Source organism: Streptomyces sp. JLBG701, from assembly GCF_058544905.1.
In genome coordinates this window covers 10017266-10039100 of the sequence record NZ_CM178588.1, presented here as the reverse complement: position 1 = coordinate 10039100, position 21835 = coordinate 10017266, and the positions used below count along the sequence as shown (strand labels likewise).

17 protein-coding genes and 2 pseudogenes are annotated in these 21835 nt (G+C 71.5%); 11 read left to right on the top strand and 8 right to left on the bottom strand.

Features of this window, described 5'->3' with window-relative positions; translation table 11 throughout:
• Positions 1–127 precede the first annotated feature (127 nt).
• Positions 128–1030, top strand: a complete 903-nt coding sequence (locus AC5DRG_RS45855) for a lysylphosphatidylglycerol synthase transmembrane domain-containing protein (RefSeq protein WP_491806162.1) — start codon at positions 128–130, stop codon at positions 1028–1030.
• A gap of 13 nt (positions 1031–1043) precedes the next feature.
• Here AC5DRG_RS45855 and AC5DRG_RS45850 read toward each other — a convergent pair whose 3' ends face one another.
• Genes AC5DRG_RS45850 through AC5DRG_RS45840 form a run of 3 tightly spaced genes read right to left on the bottom strand, consistent with a single transcriptional unit; the run spans position 1044 to position 5162 of the window.
• A complete protein-coding gene (locus tag AC5DRG_RS45850; RefSeq protein WP_491806160.1) occupies positions 1044–2267 on the bottom strand; it encodes an NAD(P)/FAD-dependent oxidoreductase in 1224 nt (407 codons plus the stop codon).
• Between the two features lie 34 nt (positions 2268–2301).
• Positions 2302–3705, bottom strand: a complete 1404-nt coding sequence (locus tag AC5DRG_RS45845; RefSeq protein WP_491806158.1) for an FAD-dependent oxidoreductase — start codon at positions 3703–3705, stop codon at positions 2302–2304.
• Positions 3706–3722: 17 nt separating this feature from the next.
• Positions 3723–5162, bottom strand: a complete 1440-nt coding sequence (locus tag AC5DRG_RS45840) for an FGGY family carbohydrate kinase (RefSeq protein ID WP_491806156.1) — start codon at positions 5160–5162, stop codon at positions 3723–3725.
• Between the two features lie 267 nt (positions 5163–5429).
• Between AC5DRG_RS45840 and AC5DRG_RS45835 the strand changes: the two genes are divergently transcribed.
• From AC5DRG_RS45835 to AC5DRG_RS45825, 3 genes are all read left to right on the top strand, one after another.
• Positions 5430–6413 (top strand): hypothetical protein, encoded by a 984-nt coding sequence (locus tag AC5DRG_RS45835; protein WP_491806154.1) that lies wholly within the window; start codon positions 5430–5432, stop codon positions 6411–6413.
• A gap of 60 nt (positions 6414–6473) precedes the next feature.
• Positions 6474–7991: an amino acid permease gene (locus AC5DRG_RS45830; protein WP_491806152.1), complete on the top strand. Its 1518-nt coding sequence runs from the start codon at positions 6474–6476 to the stop codon at positions 7989–7991.
• A gap of 219 nt (positions 7992–8210) precedes the next feature.
• Entirely contained in the window at positions 8211–9296 is a 1086-nt protein-coding gene (locus tag AC5DRG_RS45825; protein ID WP_491813339.1) for a mechanosensitive ion channel family protein, read from the top strand.
• Positions 9297–9318: 22 nt separating this feature from the next.
• Here AC5DRG_RS45825 and AC5DRG_RS45820 read toward each other — a convergent pair whose 3' ends face one another.
• Positions 9319–10860 carry a M1 family metallopeptidase gene (locus AC5DRG_RS45820; protein ID WP_491806150.1) on the bottom strand — a complete coding sequence of 514 codons (1542 nt, stop codon included), beginning with the start codon at positions 10858–10860 and terminating at the stop codon, positions 9319–9321.
• A gap of 222 nt (positions 10861–11082) precedes the next feature.
• Here AC5DRG_RS45820 and AC5DRG_RS45815 point away from each other — a divergent pair, with 222 nt between their 5' ends.
• The 4 genes from AC5DRG_RS45815 (at position 11083) to AC5DRG_RS45800 (ending at position 15231) form a co-directional block, all read left to right on the top strand.
• Entirely contained in the window at positions 11083–13302 is a 2220-nt protein-coding gene (locus AC5DRG_RS45815) for an NADP-dependent isocitrate dehydrogenase (RefSeq protein WP_491806148.1), read from the top strand.
• A gap of 220 nt (positions 13303–13522) precedes the next feature.
• On the top strand, positions 13523–14389 hold the full coding sequence (locus AC5DRG_RS45810; protein ID WP_491806146.1) for a helix-turn-helix domain-containing protein: 867 nt from the start codon (positions 13523–13525) through the stop codon (positions 14387–14389).
• On the top strand, positions 14386–14616 hold the full coding sequence (locus AC5DRG_RS45805) for a DUF397 domain-containing protein (RefSeq protein ID WP_491806145.1): 231 nt from the start codon (positions 14386–14388) through the stop codon (positions 14614–14616). The genes AC5DRG_RS45810 and AC5DRG_RS45805 overlap by 4 nt, the downstream gene beginning before the upstream one ends.
• Positions 14617–14640: 24 nt before the next feature.
• Complete coding sequence (locus AC5DRG_RS45800; protein WP_491806143.1) at positions 14641–15231, top strand: hypothetical protein; 591 nt, start codon at positions 14641–14643, stop codon at positions 15229–15231.
• Positions 15232–15283: 52 nt separating this feature from the next.
• On the opposite strand, the pseudogene AC5DRG_RS45795 reads toward AC5DRG_RS45800, so the two are convergent.
• Positions 15284–15430: pseudogene (locus AC5DRG_RS45795) on the bottom strand (DUF5713 family protein); the annotation flags it as partial.
• A gap of 46 nt (positions 15431–15476) precedes the next feature.
• Between AC5DRG_RS45795 and AC5DRG_RS45790 the strand changes: the two are divergent.
• Complete coding sequence (locus AC5DRG_RS45790; protein WP_491806141.1) at positions 15477–16280, top strand: N-formylglutamate amidohydrolase; 804 nt, start codon at positions 15477–15479, stop codon at positions 16278–16280.
• A 4-nt stretch (positions 16281–16284) separates the two neighbouring features.
• Positions 16285–16422: pseudogene (locus AC5DRG_RS45785) on the top strand (cytochrome P450); the annotation flags it as partial.
• A gap of 34 nt (positions 16423–16456) precedes the next feature.
• Here the strand turns inward: AC5DRG_RS45785 and AC5DRG_RS45780 are convergent.
• The 3 genes from AC5DRG_RS45780 to AC5DRG_RS45770 are packed head-to-tail and all read right to left on the bottom strand — an operon-like array spanning position 16457 to position 19049.
• Positions 16457–16966, bottom strand: a complete 510-nt coding sequence (locus AC5DRG_RS45780) for a hypothetical protein (protein WP_491806139.1) — start codon at positions 16964–16966, stop codon at positions 16457–16459.
• A 5-nt stretch (positions 16967–16971) separates the two neighbouring features.
• Positions 16972–17610, bottom strand: a complete 639-nt coding sequence (locus tag AC5DRG_RS45775; RefSeq protein WP_491806137.1) for an RNA polymerase sigma factor — start codon at positions 17608–17610, stop codon at positions 16972–16974.
• Positions 17607–19049, bottom strand: a complete 1443-nt coding sequence (locus tag AC5DRG_RS45770; protein WP_491806135.1) for a S8/S53 family peptidase — start codon at positions 19047–19049, stop codon at positions 17607–17609. The genes AC5DRG_RS45775 and AC5DRG_RS45770 overlap by 4 nt, the downstream gene beginning before the upstream one ends.
• A gap of 108 nt (positions 19050–19157) precedes the next feature.
• Between AC5DRG_RS45770 and AC5DRG_RS45765 the strand changes: the two genes are divergently transcribed.
• A complete protein-coding gene (locus tag AC5DRG_RS45765; protein ID WP_491806133.1) occupies positions 19158–21761 on the top strand; it encodes a CHAT domain-containing protein in 2604 nt (867 codons plus the stop codon).
• The last annotated feature ends 74 nt before the right edge of the window (positions 21762–21835 follow it).

Here is a 21835-nt window from a genome sequence, read left to right as displayed (position 1 = left end):
CAAGCCTGTGTCCGCGCAGCCGCAACCTGCCGTTGACCTGGCGTGGAAAACCTCTCACGATGTGATGGTCGTACGCCTTCCCCAGCTTCCCCCGCGCCTCAGGCGGCTCCCGATCCGGCAGATCCTGATGCTGCTTCCCCTCGCGCTCGTCCTGTGGATCGCGGTGCGCCACTGGTCCGTGCTCGTGGAAGGTTTCGGCCACCTCCGGGAGGCCGAGTGGCCGTGGCTCGTCGCCGCGGCCGCCGCGACCTGTCTGACCTGGGTCGCCGCGTCCGCCGCCCGGCAGGGCGCACTCGTCGAGCGGCTGCCCGTACGACGCCTGCTGGCCACGCAGTTCGCGGCGGGCGCGGCCAACCACCTGCTGCCCACGGGCCTGGGTGCCAGCGCGGTCAATCTGCGGTTCATGGCGGTGTGCGGCGTCCCGCTGGCCCGTTCGTCGGCCGCGGTCGCGCTGTTCATCCTCGCGGAGTCGATCGCCCGCGTGGGCCTGCTCCTCGGCCTGTTGATCGCCTTCCCGCACGCGCTGCGCGTCGGTTCGCTCCTGCCGGACGGCGTGCTGGGTCCGCTGCTGATCGGCATCGGGGCGGTGGCGGGCGTGGCGTTGCTGGTCCTGCTTCTGGTGGGCAAGCTCCGCAGGTTCGTCCTGAACTTCCTGCGCACCGCACTGGGCGAGGCCCGCTCCGTCCACACCCGCCCCGCGCGCGCGTTCGCCCTGTGGGGCGGCTCGCTCGCCTTCCCCTCGCTCCAGGCGGCCGGACTCGTCGCGGTGGGGCTGGCGTTGGGACTGCCGGTGCCACCGGTGCACATGGTGGTCGCATACCTCGCGGCGACCGTCGCGGTCGCCCTGATACCGACCCCCGGCGGCCTTGGCTCCGTCGAGGCGGCACTCATCGTGGCACTGGTCGCGGCGGGCGGACCGGTGGCGGTGGCCACGGCCGTGGTCCTCGCCTACCGCATCATCACCGTGTGGATTCCGATCCTTCCGGGGGCGTTGACGCTGGGTGCGCTGGTGCGGCTGAAGGTGATCTGACGGCGCCGGCCGCTCAGGACACGCGCACCCGCACCGGCCCGCCCGCCGGGTCGACCCGTTGCGTCCAGCGGGCGCTCAGCCTCAGGGTGCGGTTCGGGAGTGCCGTACGGATGCGCAGGGCTTCGCGGTGCAGCAGGACGCCCTTCTGGGTGACGTGCAGGACCGGGCGGTTCAGTCGGGTCGTGGTGCGCAGGACGTACGGAAGCCGGTCGGCCGGGGTGACACGGTTCGGGGCGATCCAGCGCAGGGGCGGCTCCACGACCAGGGCGACGCCTTCCGTCCACTCGCCTCCCGCGAGCCATCGCTCCACCGCCCCGCCCGCGTGGACGCCCTCGCGGGCCGCCGTCCCCGCGCTCTCCACGGCGTGCAGCACACTGCCGACCGCGAACACACCCGGGCGCGAGGTGTGCAGCGTGCCGTCGACGGCCGGGCCGCGCGTGCCGGGGTCCAGGTTCAGTCCGCCGCGCCGGGCCAGTTCGTGCTCGGGCACGAAGTCGCCGGTGAACACGACCGTGTCGGCTGCGAGGATGGTCGTACGGCCGTCACGGTGGCGCACGCTGACGCCGGACAGCCGTCCGTGGCCGAGGAGTTCGGTCACGGTGGTGTCGGTGAGGAGCGGGACCCGGCGTCGGAGCCGGGCGTCCGCCGCCGTGGTGCGGGCCGTCTGGGCGCGGGGCAGATCCGTGACCATGGCGACGACCTCGGCACCGGCGGTCCGTACGGTCTCGGCGGCGGCGTACGACACATCCTCCGCGCCGACCACCACCGCCCGGGTACCGATCCGCTGCCCGTACAGATGCACCGCCTGCTGGAGTTCCCCGGTGGTGTACACCCCGGCCGGGCGCGCGCCGGGCACCAGCCGTGCCGCGCGGGGGCGTTCACGTGCGCCGGTGGCCAGCACGACCGCGCGGGCGCTGATCGTCTCGGGCCCGCCAGGGCCGACGGTGGCCAGCGCCAGCGGGCCCGTCCAGTCGAGGGTGGTCACCCCCGTCCGTACGACCGCTCCGGCGCGCTCGGCGGCGTCGAGGAGCAGTCGGGCGTAGGCGGGACCGGTCAGCGGATGCAGCCAGGTACCGAAACCACCGTGCTGGCAGTGACGAGGGACGCCTCCGGCCTGCTGCTCCCGGTCCAGGACCTCGACCCGGCCCACACCGGCGACGGCCAGGCGCGCGGCGGCGGCGAGCCCAGCGGGGCCGGCGCCGACGACGAGGACGTCGACGTGGCGTACGGCGGTCATCGACCGGTCCCCTCAAGCAGCGTGCGTACGACGGTCATCGCCCCGCCTCTTCCAGCAGCGCCCGTACCGCCGCCCCGCAGTAGAACCCCTGGCACCGGCCCGCCCGCGCCCGGGTGCGGCGGCGCAGTCCGTCCACGCCGCGGGGCGGGATCGGGCCGGCGAGGGCGTCCCGGATCTCGCCGCGGGAGACGCGCTCGCAGTGGCAGACGAGGATGCCGTACTCGGGGTCGGCGGCGATGAGTTCGGGCTGTTGGTGCGGGCGCGGGAAGGCCTCGCCGAGGTTCGGCATGCGTACCGGCTCCAGGTCCCGCTCGGGTCCGAGGGCAAGGCCGGTGTCGGCCAGCAGCTCCGTCACGTGCGCGGCGATGGCGAGCGAGGCGGTCAGGCCCGTGGAGCGGATGCCGCCGACGGTGACGTACGTCTGCTCGGGGTGGGCGCGGATGCGGTAGTCCTCGTGGTCGGTGGCGGCACGCAGCCCGGCGTAGACGGCGGTGACCTCCTCGTCCAGCAGGCCGGGCAGGATGCGGCGGCCCTTCTCGCGCAGCCCCGCCAGCCCTTCGGCGGACGAGTCTGTGGCCCGTTTGTCGTCCAGGTCCTCGGCGGTGGGGCCGAGGAGGACGTTGCCGTACACGGTGGGGGCGACGAGGACGCCCTTGCCGAGTGCGGTGGGGACCGGCAGCAGGATGTGCCGGACCAGGTCGCGGGCGAACTTGTCGAAGACGATGAGTTGGCCGCGGCGCGGGGTGACCGTGAAGTCGTGGTGGCCGAGGAGCCGGTCGAGCGTGTCGGCGTGCAGCCCGGCGGCGTTGACGAGGTGGCGGGTGCGCAGGGTGCCCCTGGTGGTGCCGAGGACGTGCACTCCGTCACACCGACTCGCCGTCTCCACCCGGGAGTTGAGGTGCAGGTCGACTCCGTGCCGGACGGCCTGGGTGGCGTACGCCAGTGTCGTCGTCCAGGGGCAGATGATGCTCTCGCCGGGCACGTGCAGGGCACCGAGCGCGCCGGGGCCGAGGTGGGGCTCGCGCGCGTAGAGCTCGTCGGGGCCGAGGGGGCGGGTGCCGCCGTAGTCGTTGCGTTCGGCCTTCTCGGCGAGGCGGGGCAGGGCGGCGAGTTGGTCCTCGTCCCAGGCGACGAGGAGCGCGCCGACCGGCTCGACGGGGATGCCGGACTCGGCGGCGTACGCGGCTAGTTGTCGCGAGCCCTCGCGGACGAGCCGCGCCTCCTCGGAGCCGGGGACCGCGTCGAACCCGGTGTGCAGGATCGCGGTGTTCGCCTTCGAGGTGCCCTGGCCGATGTCGTCCTGGGCCTCGACGAGGGCGATGCGCAGGCGGGGGTGGCGGGCGAGTTCGCGGGCGATCGCACAGCCGACGACGCCGGCACCGACGATCGCCACGTCGTACGTCTCCGAGGGCAACACCCCATCAGCACCAGCAGACATCAGCCGCCCCTCATCCGTCACGCAGGCGACCGCTCAAGCAGCGCAGCGACCTCGCGGCGGAACGCGATGAGGCGTTCGGTGGCCTCGTCCCGGGTGATGCGGGGCTCGTAGACGGCGGCCGGCTTCCAGTCCGGGAGCGCCTCGGTGATCGTCAAGTCCGGCTGGGCGCCGAGCCGCGCCAGGGCGCCGACGCCCAACGCGGTCGCGTCCGGCAGCGCGGACACCTCTACGGGACGTTGCAGCAGGTCGGCCTGGGTTTGCATGAGGAGGGTCGAGCGGGTCAGGCCGCCGTCGACGCGCAGGACGTCGATCGGGGTGCCGAGGTCGGTCGCGGCGGCGTCGGCGAGTTCGACGACCTGGGCGGCGAGGCCCTCGCACAGGGCGCGGACCAGGTGTCCGGGGCCGGTGTCGAGGCCGAGTCCCGTGAGCGAGCCGCGCAGATCGCCGCGCCACCAGGGGGCGGCGAGTCCGGCCAGCGCCGGTACGAAGGTGACGCCTCCGCGGTCGGGGACGGCGCCGCCGACGGGGTCGAGGTCGGCGGCGCCCTTGATGACGCCGAGGTCGGTGAGCCAGCGGACGGCGGAGGCGGCGGTGTACACCTGGCCGTCGAGGCAGTAGCTGGTGCGGCCGGCGAGCCGCCAGGCGACGCAGCTGACCAGTCCCGAGGTGCCGCGCCGGGGTGTGTCACCGGTGTGGGCGAGCAGGAACGCCCCTGTGCCGTAGGTGCACTTGGCGCCGCCCGGTTCGGTGACGCGCTGGGCCAGCAGGGCCGCCTGTTGGTCGACCGCGAGGCCGGTGAGCGGGATCTCGGCGCCGAACGCCGTGGTCGTACCGACGGGTGTGGCGTTGTCGACGACGTCCGGGAGGCGTTCGGCGGACAGGCCGTAGAGGTCGAGGGCGCGCGGTGACCAGGTGGCGTGGTCGAGGTCGAGGAGCTGGGTGCGGCCGGCGGTCGCGGCGTCGGTGACGTAGGCGCCGGTGAGGCGGTGGACCAGCCAGGCGTCGCTGGTGGTGACGACTCCCTCGGGGGTGAGGTGACGTCGTATCCAGGCCATCTTGGGCGCGGCGAAGTACGGGTCCAGTGGCAGGCCGGTCAGCTCGCGCAACTCGTCGGCGTGCGGGGCGAGTTCGGCGCAGACGGTCTCGGCTCGGCGGTCCTGCCAGACGAGTGCGTCGCTCAGGGGGCGGCCGGTGCCGGGGTCCCAGGCGAGGACGGTCTCGCCCTGGTTGGCGAGGCCCAGGACCACGACGGGTTCGCGCGCCTCGGCCAGCGCGCGGGAACCGGCGTCGACGACGGAACGGTACAGCTCGGCGGGGTCGGCCTCGACCAGTCCGCCGGGCAGGTTACGGGTGTGGACGGCGGCGAATCCGGTGCCGATGACGCCGCGTTCGGGACAGATCACCAGGGCCTTGGTACCGGACGTGCCCTGGTCGACGGCGAGTACCGGACCTGTCATCGCACCACTCCCGTCGTCGCCGTCGGCGACACAGTGCGCCAGCCTGCCGCCGCGCCGCGCACCACGTCAAGCGACGCTGACCCTCAGTCAGTTCACGTGTTTGGTACCGGAGTTCGAAAGGATGGAGAAAGTGAAGGTGATGCGGAACCTCCGCCTCTATAGTGACGGCCGACCCGCGCGCGCTCGTCAACTGCCGCCCGTAGGAGGGCTGTTGTTACTCCACCCTGCCGTCCTCCCGCCCCGCCCGATCCTCGGGGCGGGCGGCTGATGGCCAGAGACGGAGCACGACCCGCCTACGATCCCGCAGGCCACGACTCCGCGCTGCGCATGGTGCTCCAGGAGGTGCGCACCGGGCGCTGGATGTCGATGCGCGGCCTCCTGTCGGACACGACGGGCTGGGGGCAGTGGACGCAGCGCACCCAGATCCTCGCCGCGGCGGCGGCCGGCACCGACGTGGTGCGGGCCTGGCTCGCGGAGGAGCCGTACAGCGTCCCGGCCGCCGTGATGCATGCTCGCGTCGCCGTGGAGCGCGCGCTGCGGGCGCACCGCGAGCAGCATCAACGCACCCGTCAGGTGTGGTACGAGGCCTGGCGGTTGAGCGAGGCGGCGACGCGTGTCGCGCCGTACGACCCGGTCCCCTGGGTGTGTCTGCTGGCGCTGGCCCAGCTCGACGAGGGGCAGCACTGGGCCGAGCACCGCAGCGTGCCGCCCGAGCCGATGCTGCCCCCCGGGCCGTGGGGGCTGCTGGCCGAGGCCGACAAGCGCGACCCGTACAACCGCGAGGCCCACCACCGTATGCTGCAGTTCCTGTACGGGCGCGGCCCCTCGGGACGGCTGGCGGAGGCGCTCGGTTTCGCGCACTGGGCGGTGAACGCCGCGCCGATGGGCTCGGCGCTGCACGTCCTGCCCCTGTACGTACGGATGGAGCGCTATCGCCGCTCGGGCGGGCGCGACTCCGCCCTCGACCTGAACTGGGTGTCCGAGGACGCCACCCGCGAGGCACGCCACGCGCTGCGCGCCTGGTTCGAGCACACCCACGCCGCCGAGCGCTCCCTGCTGGACCTCAATCATCTGGCCCACGCCCTCTGGGGCGCCCTCCAATTCCCGGACGCGGCCCGCGTGTTCGACGCGCTCGGCCCGTACTGGACGCCGCTGCCCTGGGCCTACCGCACCGCCGACCCGGCCGGAGCCGTGGAGGTCTTCCTCCAGGCCCGGACGCGCAGCCAGGCGGCCGCACACGGCCCCGACTGACGCAAAACTCCCCCATTTCTGGCCTCAGGTCCCTTCAGAAGTCCTTCAGGAGGTTTCCGCATGTCCCGCACCCCTCCCCCGACCGGTTCCCACGACGAGGAACAACGCCTGCGCGAACTCGGCTACCGTCCGGTGCTGGCCCGCCGCATGGGCGGTTTCGGCAACTTCGCGATCAGCTTCTCGGTGATCTCGATCCTGTCCGGCTGCATGACCCTGTATGGCTTCGGCATGGGCGCGGGCGGCCCCGCCGTGATGCTGTGGGGCTGGGCGGGCGTCGGTCTGTTCGTGCTGTGCGTGGGCCTCGCGCTGGCCGAGGTGACCAGCGCGTATCCCACGTCCGGCGCCCTCTACTACATGGCGGACCGGCTCGGCGGCCGCCGCTGGGGCTGGTACACCGGCTGGCTCAACCTGCTCGGTCTGCTCGGCGCTATCGCCGGAATCGACTACGGCGCCGCCCTGTTCACCGGCGCGTTCATGAACCTCCAGTGGGGCTTCGAGCCGACGCCGGAGAAGACGTTCCTCGTGTTCCTGGTGATCCTGGTGCTGCACGCCACGCTGAACCTGTTCGGCGTCCGGCTGGTCAGCGTGCTCAACTCGGTCAGCGTGTGGTGGCACCTGGGCGGCGTCGCGCTCATCGTCGGCGCCCTGACGATCGTCCCCGACCACCACCAGTCGGCGTCCTTCGTGTTCACGAAGTTCGTCAACGAGACCGGCTGGTCGAATCCCGTCTACGTGGCCGCGATCGGCCTGCTGCTCGCCCAGTACACCTTCTCCGGCTATGACGCCTCGGCCCACCTCTCCGAGGAGACCTCCAACGCCTCGGTGTCGGCGGCGCGCGGCATCGTGCGCTCCATCTGGGTGTCCTGGATAGCGGGGTTCGTGCTCCTCGCCGGTCTGACGTTCGCCATCCAGGACTACGCGGGCACCCGGGCCACCCCGACAGGCGTGCCGCCGGCCCAGATCCTCCTCGACGGCCTCGGCACGGACGGCGCCAGCGCGCTCCTGCTGGTCGTGATCGTCGCCCAGCTGTTCTGCGGCAACGCCGAGGTCGCCGCGGCCAGCCGCATGGTGTTCGCGTTCAGCCGCGACAAGGCCCTGCCGGGCTCGACTCTGTGGCGCAAGGTCAGCAGCCGCACCCAGACACCGGTCCACGCGGTCTGGCTGTCGGTAGTGGTCGCCGGCGTGCTCGCCCTGCCGTCCCTGTACTCGGTCACGGCGTACGGCGCGGTCACCGCCATCAACGTCATCGGCATCACGCCCGCCTACGCCATCCCCGTGTATCTGCGCCTGCGGGCGGGCGACCGCTTCCGTCCCGGCCCCTGGAGCCTGGGCCGGTGGAGCAGGCCGATCGGCTGGATCGCGGTGGTGTGGGTGGCCTGTGTGACGGTGCTGTTCTGCCTGCCGCAGTCCTCGCCGGTGACGGTCGACACGATGAACTACGCGTCCATCGCCCTCGCCGTCGTACTGGTCCTCGCCACTGTGTGGTGGTACGTCGCCCGCCGTTCGTACGGAACGCCCACGACCACCGCGTACGGCAGCGAGCGGGATCAGGCCGAACTGGCCGAGGGCATCGTCTGAGAACCGCCCTTGTGCCGCCCGACCAGGTACGAACTCCTGTTCCGGATACGGCAGGATGAGCGGTCGCGCCGGTTTGTAACAGATCCGTGGAGACCGGCGCGACCGCACATCCCGTAGACGAGCAGGTGGCATCTTGACGAGACTTCACATCCGGTGTTCCGCGGCGACAACCGTCGCAGATCTTCTCCCCGGAGGTGACCGGTGAACCGCGAACTCACCATGCACGATCTGGTCATCGCCGGAATCGCCCTGGCCGCGGGCCTGTTGGCGGCCTTCCTGCTGCGCATGCTGCTGCGCTGGCTGGGCAAGCACGCGGACCGCACCCGCTGGAGCGGCGACGACGTCATCGTGGACGCCTTCCGGACCGTGGTGCCCTGGGCGGCGATCGTGGGCGGCGCGGCGGTCGCGGGCGGGGTGCTGCCCCTCAACAAGACGGTCCAGCGCACCGTCAACCAGTCCCTGACCGTGCTGCTCATCCTCGTCGTGACGGTGGCGGCGGCCCGGCTGGTCGCCGGCCTGGTGCGCACGGTCACCCAGTCCCGCTCCGGGGTCGCCGGATCGGCCACGATCTTCGTGAACATCACCCGGGTCGTGGTCCTGGCGATCGGCTTCCTGGTGGTGCTCCAGACGCTGGGCGTCTCCATAGCGCCGATGCTCACCGCCCTGGGTGTCGGCGGTCTGGCGGTCGCGCTCGCCCTGCAGGACACCCTCGCCAACCTCTTCGCGGGCATCCACATCCTCGCCTCCAAGACCGTCCAGCCCGGCGACTACATCAAGCTGGCCAGCGGCGAGGAGGGCTACGTCGAGGACATCAACTGGCGTCAGACGACGGTCCGCGCGCTCTCCAACAACCTGATCGTCGTCCCCAACGGCGAGCTCGCGAAGACGAACATGACCAACTTCATGCGTCCCGAGCAGCAGTTGACGATCCTGGTCCAGGTCGGGGTGGCCTACGACAGCGACCTGGAGCACGTCGAGCGGGTCACCTGCGAGGTCGTCACCGAGGTGATGACCGAGATCACCGGCGCCGTCCCCGACCACGAGGCGCTGGTCCGCTTCCACACCTTCGGCGACTCCCGCATCGGCTTCACGGTCATCCTGGGCGTCGGCGAGTTCAGCGACCAGTTCCGCATCAAGCACGAGTTCATCAAGCGCCTGCACAAGCGCTATCGCGAGGAGGCCATCCGGATTCCGGCGCCCGCGCGGACGGTGGCGTTCCAGCAGGGTGCCGTGGTGATCCCGCAGCAGCGCGGCGCGGAGATCGAGGCCGAGCCGGGCGAAGTCTCCACCGCCCGGCTCGACTGATCCCCTACCCAGGCTGATCCCCTTACAGGGTGGCCGAGTTGTCGTGGTGGTGCCCGTCCGTCCGGCTCTCCGGCTGCCGCAGGGCCGAGGTCACCGGCGTGACCGTCCAGTCCGGGTGGCCGGGCATCCGCGGGGTCTTCGTGCCGTAGAGCCAGTCCCGCAGGAACCCGGACTGGTCCTGGCCGGAGACCTCCGAGGCGACGGCGATGTAGTTCTCCGTCGACGCCGACGCGTTGCGGTACCGCTCCAGGAAGGTGCGCTCGATGGCGTTGAAGACCGTCTCGCCGACCACCTGACGCAGCGCGTACAGGACGAGGACGCCGCCCAGGTAGCGCTGGCTGTCGAAGAGATTGACCTCGCTCGGCGCCGCGACCGGGCCCGAGGTGCTGCGCCACTGGTCGCCGCGCGCGTACGTGTCCTTCATGCGGGCTTCCATCGTGGTGAGGCCGAGCGAGTCGGCCCAGCCCCGCTCGTAGCGGTACAGCAGCCCGTAGAAGTCGGCGTGGCCCTCGTTGAGCCACAGGTCGGACCAGGAGGCGGGGCTGACGCTGTTGCCGAAGTAGGAGTGGACCAGCTCGTGCATCATGTGCGAGCCGATCCTGGACTCCTCCTGGAGGAGGTAGTTCGGCTTGTACAGGGTCAGGGTCTGGGTCTCCAGGCCCGTGAAGTCGAAGGCGGTCGAGGAGTCGTTGTTGCACGGCAGCAGGCCGTACGTCTCGAACGGGTAAGCTCCGAGCCGCTGCTCGATCCAGCTCACCAGGTTCGGGGTGAGGGAGAGCGCGGGCTCCAGGGCGGTGGCCCGGGCGGTCGGTACGACGTCCCTGAGCGACAGCCCGTTCGGGCCGGGCCGGTCCTTGATCACGTAGTCGCCGACGGTTATCTGGACGAGCTCGGTGGCGATCGGCTCCCGGGACCGGTAGGTGTACGCGGTACGGCCGTCGCCGAGGTCCTGGGTCTTCACCAGTCGGCCGCTCGCGACGCCACGCAGGCCCGCCGGGACGGTGATGCGGAAGGTGAAGTCCGCCTTGTCCGCCGGGTGGTCGTTGCACGGGAAGACGGTGTGCGCCGAGTTCGGCTGGGGGCACACCGCGAAGCCGTCCGGTGTGGGCACCCAGGCGGTGTGCGCGAGGGTGCCGCGGGGGTCCGCCGTGTAGGCCACGGTGACGGTCACCCGGGTGCCCGGCGCCAGCGGCGACGCGGGGGTGATCCGCAGCTTCTCGTCCACCTGCTCCAGGGCGGCGACCGGGGCGCCGTTCACGCCGACCGCGTGGATGTCCAGGCCGAGGGCGTCGAGGGAGAAGCGGCTCAGGTTCTGGGTGGGGGTGATCGTCAGGGTCGCCGTCGCCTCGACGAGCGTGGTCGAGGCGTCGTACTCGAAGTCGAGGTGGTAGCACGAGACGCGGTAACCATCGTTGCCGAGGCTCGGGTAGACGGCGTCGCCGAGGGTCTCCGCGCCGGGGGTGGGGTCCGCCTGGGTCGTCGCGTGTGCCGGGAATGCCACGGTCAGGGCCGCGGCCGTGCCGATCAGCGCGGCCGGGGCCGTCACTCTGGTGCGATATCTCATGGTCCGCTTTCGCTCGGGCGGCCGGGTGGTCAGGTCCGGCCGTCGGGTGAAGTGTGGTCAACATGCATGACCGCAAGATCAGACGCTTCGGTTGTCCCAGGAGATGCGCGGGTTCTCGGACAGGGTGTTCTCGGCCGCGGTGCGCGGACCCCTGTCGAGCCCGGGTCGATCAGGAGATATCTTGATGTCGAGCAATGTTGCAGACGTGGAGCGGAGCACCCGGTGACTGACTCGACCATCTTCTATACGCACACTGACGAGGCCCCGGCCCTGGCGACGTATTCCTTCCTGCCGGTGGTCCAGGCGTACGCCTCGCAGGCGGGTGTCACTGTGGAGACCCGTGACATCTCGCTGGCCGGGCGCATCCTCGCCCACTTCCCCGAGTACCTGGAGGAGGGCCAGCGCGTCCCGGACGCCCTCGCCGAGCTCGGTGAGCTGGCGAAGACGCCCGCGGCCAACATCGTCAAGCTGCCGAACATCTCGGCGTCCATCCCGCAGCTGAAGGCCGCGGTCGCCGAGCTGCAGGCCAAGGGATACACGCTGCCGGCCTACCCGGACGACCCGAAGACCGACGAGGAGCGGGACATCCAGGCCCGCTACGACAAGGTCAAGGGTTCCGCCGTGAACCCGGTCCTGCGTGAGGGCAACTCCGACCGCCGCGCCCCCGCGTCGGTCAAGAACTACGCCAAGACCCACCCGCACCGCATGGGCGCCTGGACCTCCGAGTCCAAGACGAACGTGGCGACCATGGGCGAGAACGACTTCCGCTCCACCGAGAAGTCCGCGGTGATCTCCGAGGCCGGCGCGCTGCGGATCGAGCTGGTCGCCGAGGACGGTACGACCACCGTGCTGCGCGAGTCCGTACCGGTCCTGAAGGACGAGGTCGTCGACGCCTCCGTGCTGCACGTCGCCGCGCTGCGGGAGTTCCTGACCGCGCAGATCGCCCGCGCCAAGGCCGAGGGCGTGCTGTTCTCGGTGCACCTGAAGGCCACGATGATGAAGGTCTCCGACCCGATCATCTTCGGCCACGTGGTCCGCGCGTTCTTCCCGAAGACGTTCGAGCAGTACGGCGAGACGCTCGCGGCGGCCGGTCTGTCCCCGAACGACGGTCTCGGCGGGATCCTCAAGGGCCTGGAGGCGCTGCCCGAGGGTGACGCGATCAAGGCGTCCTTCGAGGCGGAGATCGCCGAGGGCCCGGAGCTGGCCATGGTCGACTCCGACAAGGGCATCACCAACCTGCACGTGCCGTCCGACGTGATCGTCGACGCCTCGATGCCGGCCATGATCCGCACCTCCGGCCACATGTGGGGCCCGGACGGCCAGGAGCAGGACACCCTCGCGGTCCTCCCGGACTCCAGCTACTCGGGCGTCTACCAGGTCGTCGTCGACGACTGCCGCGCCCACGGCGCCTACGACCCCTCCACCATGGGCTCGGTCCCCAACGTCGGCCTCATGGCGCAGAAGGCCGAGGAGTACGGCAGCCACGACAAGACCTTCGAGGTCGCGTCCGCCGGCACGGTCCGGCTGGTCGACCAGGCCGGCAATGTCGTCCTGGAGCAGCCCGTCGCCGCCGGTGACATCTTCCGCGCCTGCCAGACCAAGGACGCGCCGATCAAGGACTGGGTGAAGCTGGCCGTCACCCGCGCCCGCGCCACCGGCAACCCGGCGGTGTTCTGGCTGGACGAGACCCGCGCACACGACGCGCAGCTCATCGAGAAGATCAACGCGTATCTGCCGGAGCACGACACCGAGGGCCTGGACATCCGGATCCTGTCCCCGGAGGAGGCCACCAAGCTCTCCGTGGAGCGCATCCGCCGCGGCGAGGACACGATCTCCGTCACCGGCAACGTCCTGCGCGACTACCTGACCGACCTCTTCCCCATCCTGGAGCTGGGCACCAGCGCCAAGATGCTGTCGGTCGTCCCGCTGATGGCGGGCGGCGGTCTCTTCGAGACGGGCGCCGGCGGCTCCGCGCCGAAGCACGTCCAGCAGTTGGTCAAGGAGAACTACCTGCGCTGGGACTCCCTCGGCGAGTTCTTCGCCCTGGTGCCGTCCTTCGAGCAGTACGCCAAGACCACGGGCAACGCCCGCGCCCAGGTCCTCGCCGACACCCTCGACCGCGCCACGGCGACCTTCCTCAACGAGGACAAGTCCCCGACCCGTCGCGTCGGCGGCATCGACAACCGCGGCAGCCACTTCTTCCTGTCCCTGTACTGGGCGCAGGAGCTGGCCGCGCAGACCGACGACGCGGACCTGGCGAAGGCCTTCGCCCCGCTCGCCGAGGCGCTCTCGGCGAACGAGCAGAAGATCGTCGACGAGCTCCTCGCCGCCCAGGGCAGCCCGGCCGACATCGGCGGCTACTACCAGCCCGACCCGGCCAAGGCCGCCGCGGTGATGCGCCCGTCGGCCACGTGGAACGAGACGCTGGCGTCCTTGAGCTGATGCCACGGGCCCAAAGGCCCCGCACGTGACGCCGCCCCGGCCGGGTTCCTCCCGGCCGGGGCGGTCGTGTATCCGGCGTCCGGACGTCCGAGCGACTTCCTGCACGCAATTGCGTGAGCCAAATGTCTCGAACCAACTCCTCACGGGTACAAGCATGCTGAGGGTGCGGCACACTTGCGTCAGGCAATACTCCGCGACGTCGATTGTGAGAGGCGAGGCGATGGCCACGGTCGGGGGTCCCACGGTACGGCGGCGTCAACTCGGTGCGGAGCTGCGGCGGTTGCGCGAGCAGGCGGGCAGGCGGATCGAGGACGCCGCAACCCACCTGGAGTGCTCCATGTCGAAGATCAGCCGCGTGGAGACGGGACAAGCCCCGATCAAGGCCCGCGACGTGCGCGATCTGCTGGAGTGGTACGGGGTCTCCGATCCGCTGCGCATCGAGACCGTCATGCAGATCCACAAGGACGCCCAGCAGCAGGGCTGGTGGGCGCACTACGCGGAGGTGCTGCCCTACGGCATGGGCACCTACGCGGATCTCGAAGCCGAGGCCCGCGTCCAGCGCCAGTACGAGTCGACGGTGGTGCCCGGTCTGCTCCAGACCGAGGACTACGCCCGTGCGGTGATCTCCACAGCGTGGTTCAACCAGCCTCATGAGACGGACCAGTTGGTGCGCTTCCGCAAGGAGCGCCAGGCTGCCCTCCTCACCCGGCAGCCCGATCCGCTGGAGCTGTGGGTGGTGATCGAGGAGAGCGCGTTGCGCCGGCCGGTCGGCGGCAAGGACGTGATGGCGGCCCAACTGCGGTACCTCGCCGAGACGGTGACCATGCCGAACGTCACTCTCCAGATCATGCCGACGGCCAAGGGCGCCCACGTGGCCATGGCGGGCCCCTTCTCCCTGCTGGAGTTCGAGCCCCGCGCGCCCACGGTCGTCTACGTCGAATCCGCCGCAGGCAACGTCTACCTGGAGAAGGAGCGCGATGTCCGCACCTTCATCCAGACCTTCGATCTACTCCGGGCGGCGGCTCCTGATCCGCAGGAGGCGCCTGCCCTGCTGGAACAGCTCATTAGGGAGATGCAGGACTCATGAACACGCAGGACGGCCGGCGTCCGCCGCAGGTCGGGCTCGACGGCGCCGTGTGGCGCAGGAGCAGCCGCAGCAACAACAACGGGGCGTGCGTCGAGCTCGCCGTCGTCGAGGGGGTGGTCGCGGTCCGGGACTCCAAGGACACGGACCGGCCGGCCCTGGTCTTCTCGCCACTCATGTGGCGCGCGTTCCTCGGAGCGGCCTCCAAGGGCCGCCCGCACCGCCGCTGAACGGACCGGCCAGGAGGGCTGCCCGTGTACGACGTCTTATCCGCCCAGGCCGTCGCGTCCGGCCCGTTCTACGCGACGGAGACCTTCTGGACCGCGGTCGGGGTCCCCGTCGCCGTCCTCCTGGGATGCGGCACGACCTGGGCCGCGTTCCGGGCGGCACACCCCCGGCGTCGGCTCATCTGCACGGTCAGCCATGCCCCGTTGGTGCGGGGCCCCATCGACGGCAGCCTGGAGATCAGCCGTAACGGCACTCCGCTGACCGACCCGCATCTGGTCACCGTGGCGCTGACGAACCCCGGCAGACGGGACATAGCCAGCATCGCCTTCGACCGCGGCGAGCCCTTCCGTGTCCGGTTCGCCGTCCCCTACGCCGAGCTGCTGCGCACCGAGTCCCTCCCCGCCGACGCCGAAGCCCCGCCGACCCGCATGCACGGCGCCGAACTCCACATAGGCCCCGGCCGCCTCGGTTCCGGAACGACGGTCACCTACCACCTCCTCGTCGACACGGTCCCCACCCACGACTGCCGCCACTCCCTGCTGGACGTACGGGTCCAGTGCACGACCACGTCGGCACCCCGCGGCCTGTCCCGCACGGTGCCGTTGGTACGGCCCTGAGTCCACCGTGCCCCTCACCAGTCCCGGGTGGCGATGAGCTCCTCGACCTCCGATCGACGGGCCGTTCCGCCTCGATCCGCTCGCACAGTCGCAGCAGGATCTCCTTTCCCCGGTCCACCACGTGGTCGGGGTAGTAGTCGTCCTGGTAGAGCGCCTTGAGAAACGGGTGCGCGGTCACACGCTCATTGCTGATCGTCATGCTGTGATCGTGCACCACACCACTGACAACGCCCCGGAGCCGCCGTATGACCTCTGCCGTGACATCGTTCGAGCTGGTGCCGGGAGCCGAAGAATCCCCGGTGATTCTCCATGTGCCGCACTCGGCGCGAGAGATCCCCGCTGCGGTACGAGCCGGGATCGTGCTGGACGACGTGGCGTTGGAGCGGGAGTTGGATCACATCACCGACGGGCACACCGCGCTGATCGCCGCCGAGGCGGCCGGGCTGTGCGGCGTCACACCCTGGCGGTTCGTCAACCGGCTTTCGCGGCTGGTCGTCGATCCGGAGCGGTTTCCGGACGAGCGGGAGGAGATGCTCTCCGTGGGGATGGGGGCGGTGTACACGCGGACCACGCAGCGTGGTCCGCTGCGGCTCGACGGTGTCGACCCCGAGCCGTTGATCGAGCGCTACTTTCGGCCGTATGCCCGTGCGATGACGGATGCGGTGGCCGACCGGCTGGCCGCCACCGGGCGGGCCGTGGTCATCGACGTCCACTCCTACCCCAGCCGTCCACTGCCGTACGAGCTGCACGGCGACGGGCCCCGGCCGCCTGTGTGCCTCGGCACCGACTCCGTCCACACGCCGCCCGCGCTGCTGGCCGCGGCGCGGGAGGCGTTCGCGGGGTGTGGGGAGACGGGGCTGGACAGTCCGTTCAGTGGGGCCTATGTGCCGCTGGAGTTCTATGGGGCCGAGCCCAGGGTCAGCGCCCTGATGGTGGAGATCCGCCGGGACACGTACATGACCGAGCCCGGTGGGGAAGCCGCTGCCGAGGGCGTCGGGCGTCTTGCCTCGGCTTTGGCCGCCCTCGTCGACGCCGTGCCCTCCCGCTGACGTCCGCCTGCAGACCGAGTTGCTGATCGACACGCTCCTGAACCGGCTGCCCGGCCTGCGACTCGCGGTCCCGGCGGACGAGGTCGTGTGGCGCCGCAAGACGATGATCCGCGGTCCGCAGACCCTGCCGGCGCCCTGGTAGCCCCCACACCTCGGGCCACCAGGCACACCGCCGCTCAGACCCGCATCCACTCCGTGACGACCACGTCCCCGCCGGTCCGCAGCCGCAGCGCGAACGGGCCGGCCGGCGGGACGTCGGACGTGAAGCGGCCCATCGAGTCGGCCGTGAGTGTCGCCGGCGAGCGCACCTGCGGGCCGCTGAGGACCTCGATGTCGGCCGTCTGCGGAGGCAGCACCTGGCCCATCAGACCCTCGGCGGTGACCTCCACGTCGACGGTCAACTCGCCCGTGCGGAAGGTCAGCATGCGCGGCACGTCCACCGCGCCTCTCACCGGGATCGCGTCGACCAGCGAGTCGAAGGTCAGCTCGGCCAGCCGGGCGTCGAGGGCGTGCAGGACGTAGGCCTCGACGGCGATCTGCCGCAGTTCGCCCGGCACCGGGTCGAGGATGGCCGCCGCCTGGCGCAGCTCCTCCTCCAGCAGCCCGTCGTCGAACTCCCCGTCGTCGAAGGCCTCTTCGCCGCTCACTTCTGCGGAGTCCCCGTCGAAGAGGTCGTCGTCACCCATGCCGTTCACACTGTGCCCCCGACCTCTAGTCGCGCCCGCAGCCGACGCAGACAGCGCTGGCGCATGGGCCCGATGCTGCCCACGGCGATGCCCAGCGACGCAGACACCTCCTGATAGCTGGGCGGCGGCGAGGCCATCAGGACGCGCAGCAACTGGCGGCAACGTTCGCCGAGTTCCTCGAACTCCTGCCACACCCGCCTGATCCGCTCGGTCTCGGCCGCGGCCTCCTCCAAGTCGAGGATCGACTGCTCGGGCGTACGGTCCTCACTGATCCGGTCGAGCAGTTGCGCGTCGTCCGTCGGAGTCAGCCGTCGCATGCTCCTGATCACCTTCAGGCATTCGTGCCGCGCGGTGCTCGCCAGCCAGGCCCCCGCCTTCTCGGGTTCGCGCAGTCGGCCCAGGTGCTGGGCGAAGCGGTACCACGCGGTCTGGTAGACCTCGTGCGCGTCGGCGTCGGAGAGCCGGTACGCGCGCACGACGGACCACACCAGTGGGCTCAGCCCTTCCACGAGCGCCTTCCAGGCCGCCGCGTCACCGTCGACGGCGGTCCGGACGAGCGCGCCGACATCTGCACGGTCCACGGCTCCACCCCTCGTGTACGGCATGTCATCGTACGCCGTGGAGGGGAGTGTTCCGGACCTCATGCCGGAGGTGCGACCTGCACGACTGGGACCGGACGCCAGGTCGATGGGCGCAGCGCCGGGACGTGGGCGCCGCGTACTTCGGCGAACTCGTTGTTCGCCACGAGGAGTTGCCGCAGCGCGGCGCGGGCGTCGGACTCCTTGTGGGCCGTCATGTGGGCCGCGACCAGGCCGGCGGCGACGGGTGTGGCGAACGAGGTCCCGCTCCAGTGCGCGAACCCGTCGAACATCACCTGGTCCGGTGTGGCCGAGGCGGTCCCCTGACCCTCTGTCAACACCCCTGTGTGGCGGGGAAACTGGCAGGTGCAGGCGTAGGCGAAGCCGAACCGGCAGGTGTCGTACGTGGTGTGCTGGTACACGTACGGAACGGGCGCGTCGAAGCCGGTGAAGGAGCTGGTCAGTTGCTCGCCGGGGGCGTAGACCTTCACCCAGGGGCCGTGGTTGGTGAAACAGGCCCCGAACTCGCCGTCGCTGCGCAGCGCGCCGACCGACAGCACGACGTTCTCGTAGCCGGGCACGTCGGCGTAGGCGGCGGGCCAGAAGGGTGTGGCACTGCCGTTGTTGCCGGCGGCCGCGACGAGCAGGGTGCGGGGCTGGGCCAGCAGCGCCTGCATGAAGTTCTCCACGCCGAGCAGTCCGTCGGCGCTTCCGTTCGGCGTGCCCGCGGAGAGGCTGATGATGTCGGGCCAGCCGTACCGGTCGGTCGCCTCGAAGAGCTTCTCGCCGAACTCCGACTCCAGGATGGCGCCCGCGTCGTTGAGCGCATTGCTGACGGCGATGTCCGTGTTGGGCGAGAGGGCCGCGACGAGTCCGGCGATGAACGTGCCGTGGCCGACGTACTGCTGGAGGATTCCGCCGGCGTCGGTCTCATTGATCTGGCCGTCGCCCTGGGCATGGGCCATGAGGGGGTAGGAGCGGTAGTCGTGCACCAGGCCGGTGTCGACGACCAGGACGCCGACGGCCGTGTCGGCGTCGTAACTCCCCTCGGTGGCGGACGGGTTGGGCGCCTGGGTGAGCAGGGCGGGGACCGGTTCCGCCGGGTTGCAGGCGTTGACGGCGGTGGTGGACACCACGTGGTTACGGCTGACCAGCCGGCGTCCGGCCCGTCCCTCCGCCTCCCGCAGCGCGCGCAGGGCGCCCGCGACGGAACGGTCGCCGCGCCGGTCGCCGTGTCCGGGGTCGCCGACCTGGATGCGGGTGATGCCGGAGCGGTTGGTCTCCGGGCCGGCCCGGCGGACGTGGTCCGCGGTCAGACCGGTGAACTCGGTGAAGTGGGCCCGTACCCGGTTCTCGACCTCCAGCGCCTCCTCGCCGTCGCGGGCCAGCACGACGCCCTTCTCGTAGAAGAACTCGGCGGAGTCGTCCGGCCCCATCGCCAGGGGGACGTCGGGCATCGAGCGCTGGACCTGGTCGAACTGCTCGTGGAATCGCTGAGGTGCCATGGCGTGTCCTCCCCTGAGGCGGCGGTCGTCAATCAGAGCCGCGAGGCCATTGGTTGATACAGCGCCAAACCTGTGTGACACCGCTGCGTGGCCAGTACCATCCGTGGAGTGACAGCGGCAAGCGACACGGTTCTCGAACTGCTGCCGATGGTGTTCGCCGCCCCCAACGAAGCGTTGGCACAGGCGGAGGACCTTCTCGACACCGACCCCTCACCGTTGCACGGCTCCGTCGCCCACCAGGTGATCGGCATCTGGCAGCGGGACTTCGGCGACATGCGCATCGCCCTACGACATCTTCGGCGCGCCCGCGATCTGGCGGCGCGCGCGGAGTCGGCTGACCGGGAGGCCGACGTCCTCGGCACACTCGGCGTGGCGCTGGTCCACGCGGGCCGTACCCGGCAGGGCCTGGACGCCTTCGATCGGGGTGTCGCACGCGGTACGGGGCACACCCGGGCGCGTGTCCTGTACCGCCGGGCCTACGTCTGGTGGGTGCTGGGCCGGCACCGCGAGGCACTGGAGGACGTACGCCGGGCGATCCCCGTGCTGCGGCAGGTGGACGACGTCATCTGGCAGGCCCGGGCGCTGACACTGCGGGCGACCGTGCATCTGGCGCTGGGCGCGGTGGAGCGGGCCGACGCCGACTTCACGGCGGCCGAGGCCCTGTGGGACACGACCGGCCAGGAGCACGACAAGGCCGACGCGGTGGAGAGCCGTGGTCTGGCGGCGTTCCGGTCGGGCGACATCCCGGTGGCGCTGCGGCTGCTCGACGAGGCGGAGGAGCGGTACGCGAAGCTCGGTACGCCGACGTTCGTGCTCTACATCCGGCGCTGCGAGGTCCTGATGGCCGCCGGGCTCGCTCCCGAGGCGGTCTCCGAGGCCGATGCGGCGATCGCCGTGCTCGACGGGATCGGCGGACAGTCCACCCGCAAGGCGGAGTTGCTGTACGTCGCCGCCCGGGCGGCGCGGCTGGCGGGCGATCCGCACACGGCGATAGCGCGGGCGGCCGTGGCGGTGCGGCTCTTCGCCGGGCAACGGCGCCCCTGGTGGGAGGCGCACGCCCAACTGGTGCTGATCGAGGCGCGGGTCGCCGCCGGGCGCGGTTCGGGGCGGCTGGTCGCCGACGCGGCCGCGGTGGCCGAGCGGCTGGCCTCCTTCGGCTCGCCGGCCGCGCCGGAGGCCTCGCTGCTCGCGGGCCGGATCGCGCTCGCGCTCGGCTGGATGACGGACGCGGAACGGCATCTGGCGGTCGCCGCCCGCAGCAGGCGCGGCGGTCCCTCGCTGGCCCGTCTGACGGGCTGGGCGGCGCAGGCGCTGCGGGCCCGGGCCGCCGGTTCGGACCGGGGCGTCCTGGAGGCCTGCCGACGCGGCCTCGACGTGCTCGACGACCACCGGATGACGCTCGGCGCCTCCGAACTCAGGGCCCGTGCCACCGAGCAGGGCGCCGAGCTGGCCGCGCTCGCCCAGCAGGCCAGCCTCGCCACCGGCGGGCCGCGCCGACTGCTGGTGTGGAGCGAACGCTGGCGGGCCACTGTGCTGACGACGCCGACCACCCGGCCGCCGGCCGATCCGGCGCTGCTGAGCGGACTGACCGCGTTCCGGGAGATCGCGGCCCGTGCGGAGGAGGCCCGGATGGAGGGGCACCCCGTTCCGGTCCTGGAGCGTGAACAGCGGCGCCTGGAAAGGGAGATCCGCTCCCGCACCCTGCACATGCGGGGCGACTCGCCCGGCGACGGGCACCGGTTCGACCCCGGCAGGCTGCTGGAGCGGCTGGGGGATGGGCGGCTGGTCGAACTCGCCGTAGTCGACGGGCGTGTTCACGTGCTGCTGTGCGGGGAGGGACGGGTACGGCGTTTCGAGGCCGGGCTGCTCGCCGAGGCGGTGCTGGAGGCCGAGCACGTACAGGCCGCGCTGCGGCGGCTGGCGCATCCGGGGGCGGAGGCGCGGCTGCCGGTGGTGGAGGCGGCGGGGCGGCGGCTGGAGGAACTGCTGCTGGGCGGGGCGGTGGAGCAACTGGGGTCCGGGCCGGTCGTGGTGGTGCCGCCGGGGCGACTGCACAGGGTGCCGTGGGCGCTGCTGCCCTCGCTGCGGGATCGGGTGCTCAGCGTGTCGCCGTCGGCGAGCAGTTGGCTGCGCGCGCGGGACACCGAACCGCCGCCGGGCGGACGGCATGTCCTGGTGCGCGGCCCCGGTCTGGCGACCGGCGGTGCGGAGGTGCCCGAACTGGCCGGGCGGTACGGCAGCCCGATCCTTCTTGAGCACGACGAGGCTTGCGTGCCACGCGTGTTGGAAGAACTCGACGGTGCCGCGCTGGCCCATATCGCGGCGCACGGCACGTTCCGTGCGGACAGTCCGCTGTTCTCCTCGTTGCGGATGGCCGACGGGCCGATCGTCGTGCACGACTTCGAGCGGCTGGACCGGAGCCCGTACCGGATCATTCTGTCGAGCTGTGACACCGCGCGGCTTGCCTCGGTCGGTGCGGACGAGTTGCTCGGGCTGGTCACCGCGCTCCTCCCGCTGGGGACGGCGGGGGTAGTGGCCAGCAGTGCGCCCGTCAATGACGCGGCTGTGGTGCCGCTGATGCTGGGCCTGCACAAGGGGTTGAGTGCGGGGTTGTCTTTGGCCGAGGCTCTGCGTGACGCGCGGGGTGCGCTGCCGGGTGACGCGGTGCATCAGGCTACGGGGTGGGCCTTCTCCGCCTTCGGCGCGGCCTGAGTGTTCGCTGCGGGCCGGTGGGGGCTGGTCGCGCCCACGCGGCGGAGCCGCATATCGACACAGCCCCGCGCCCC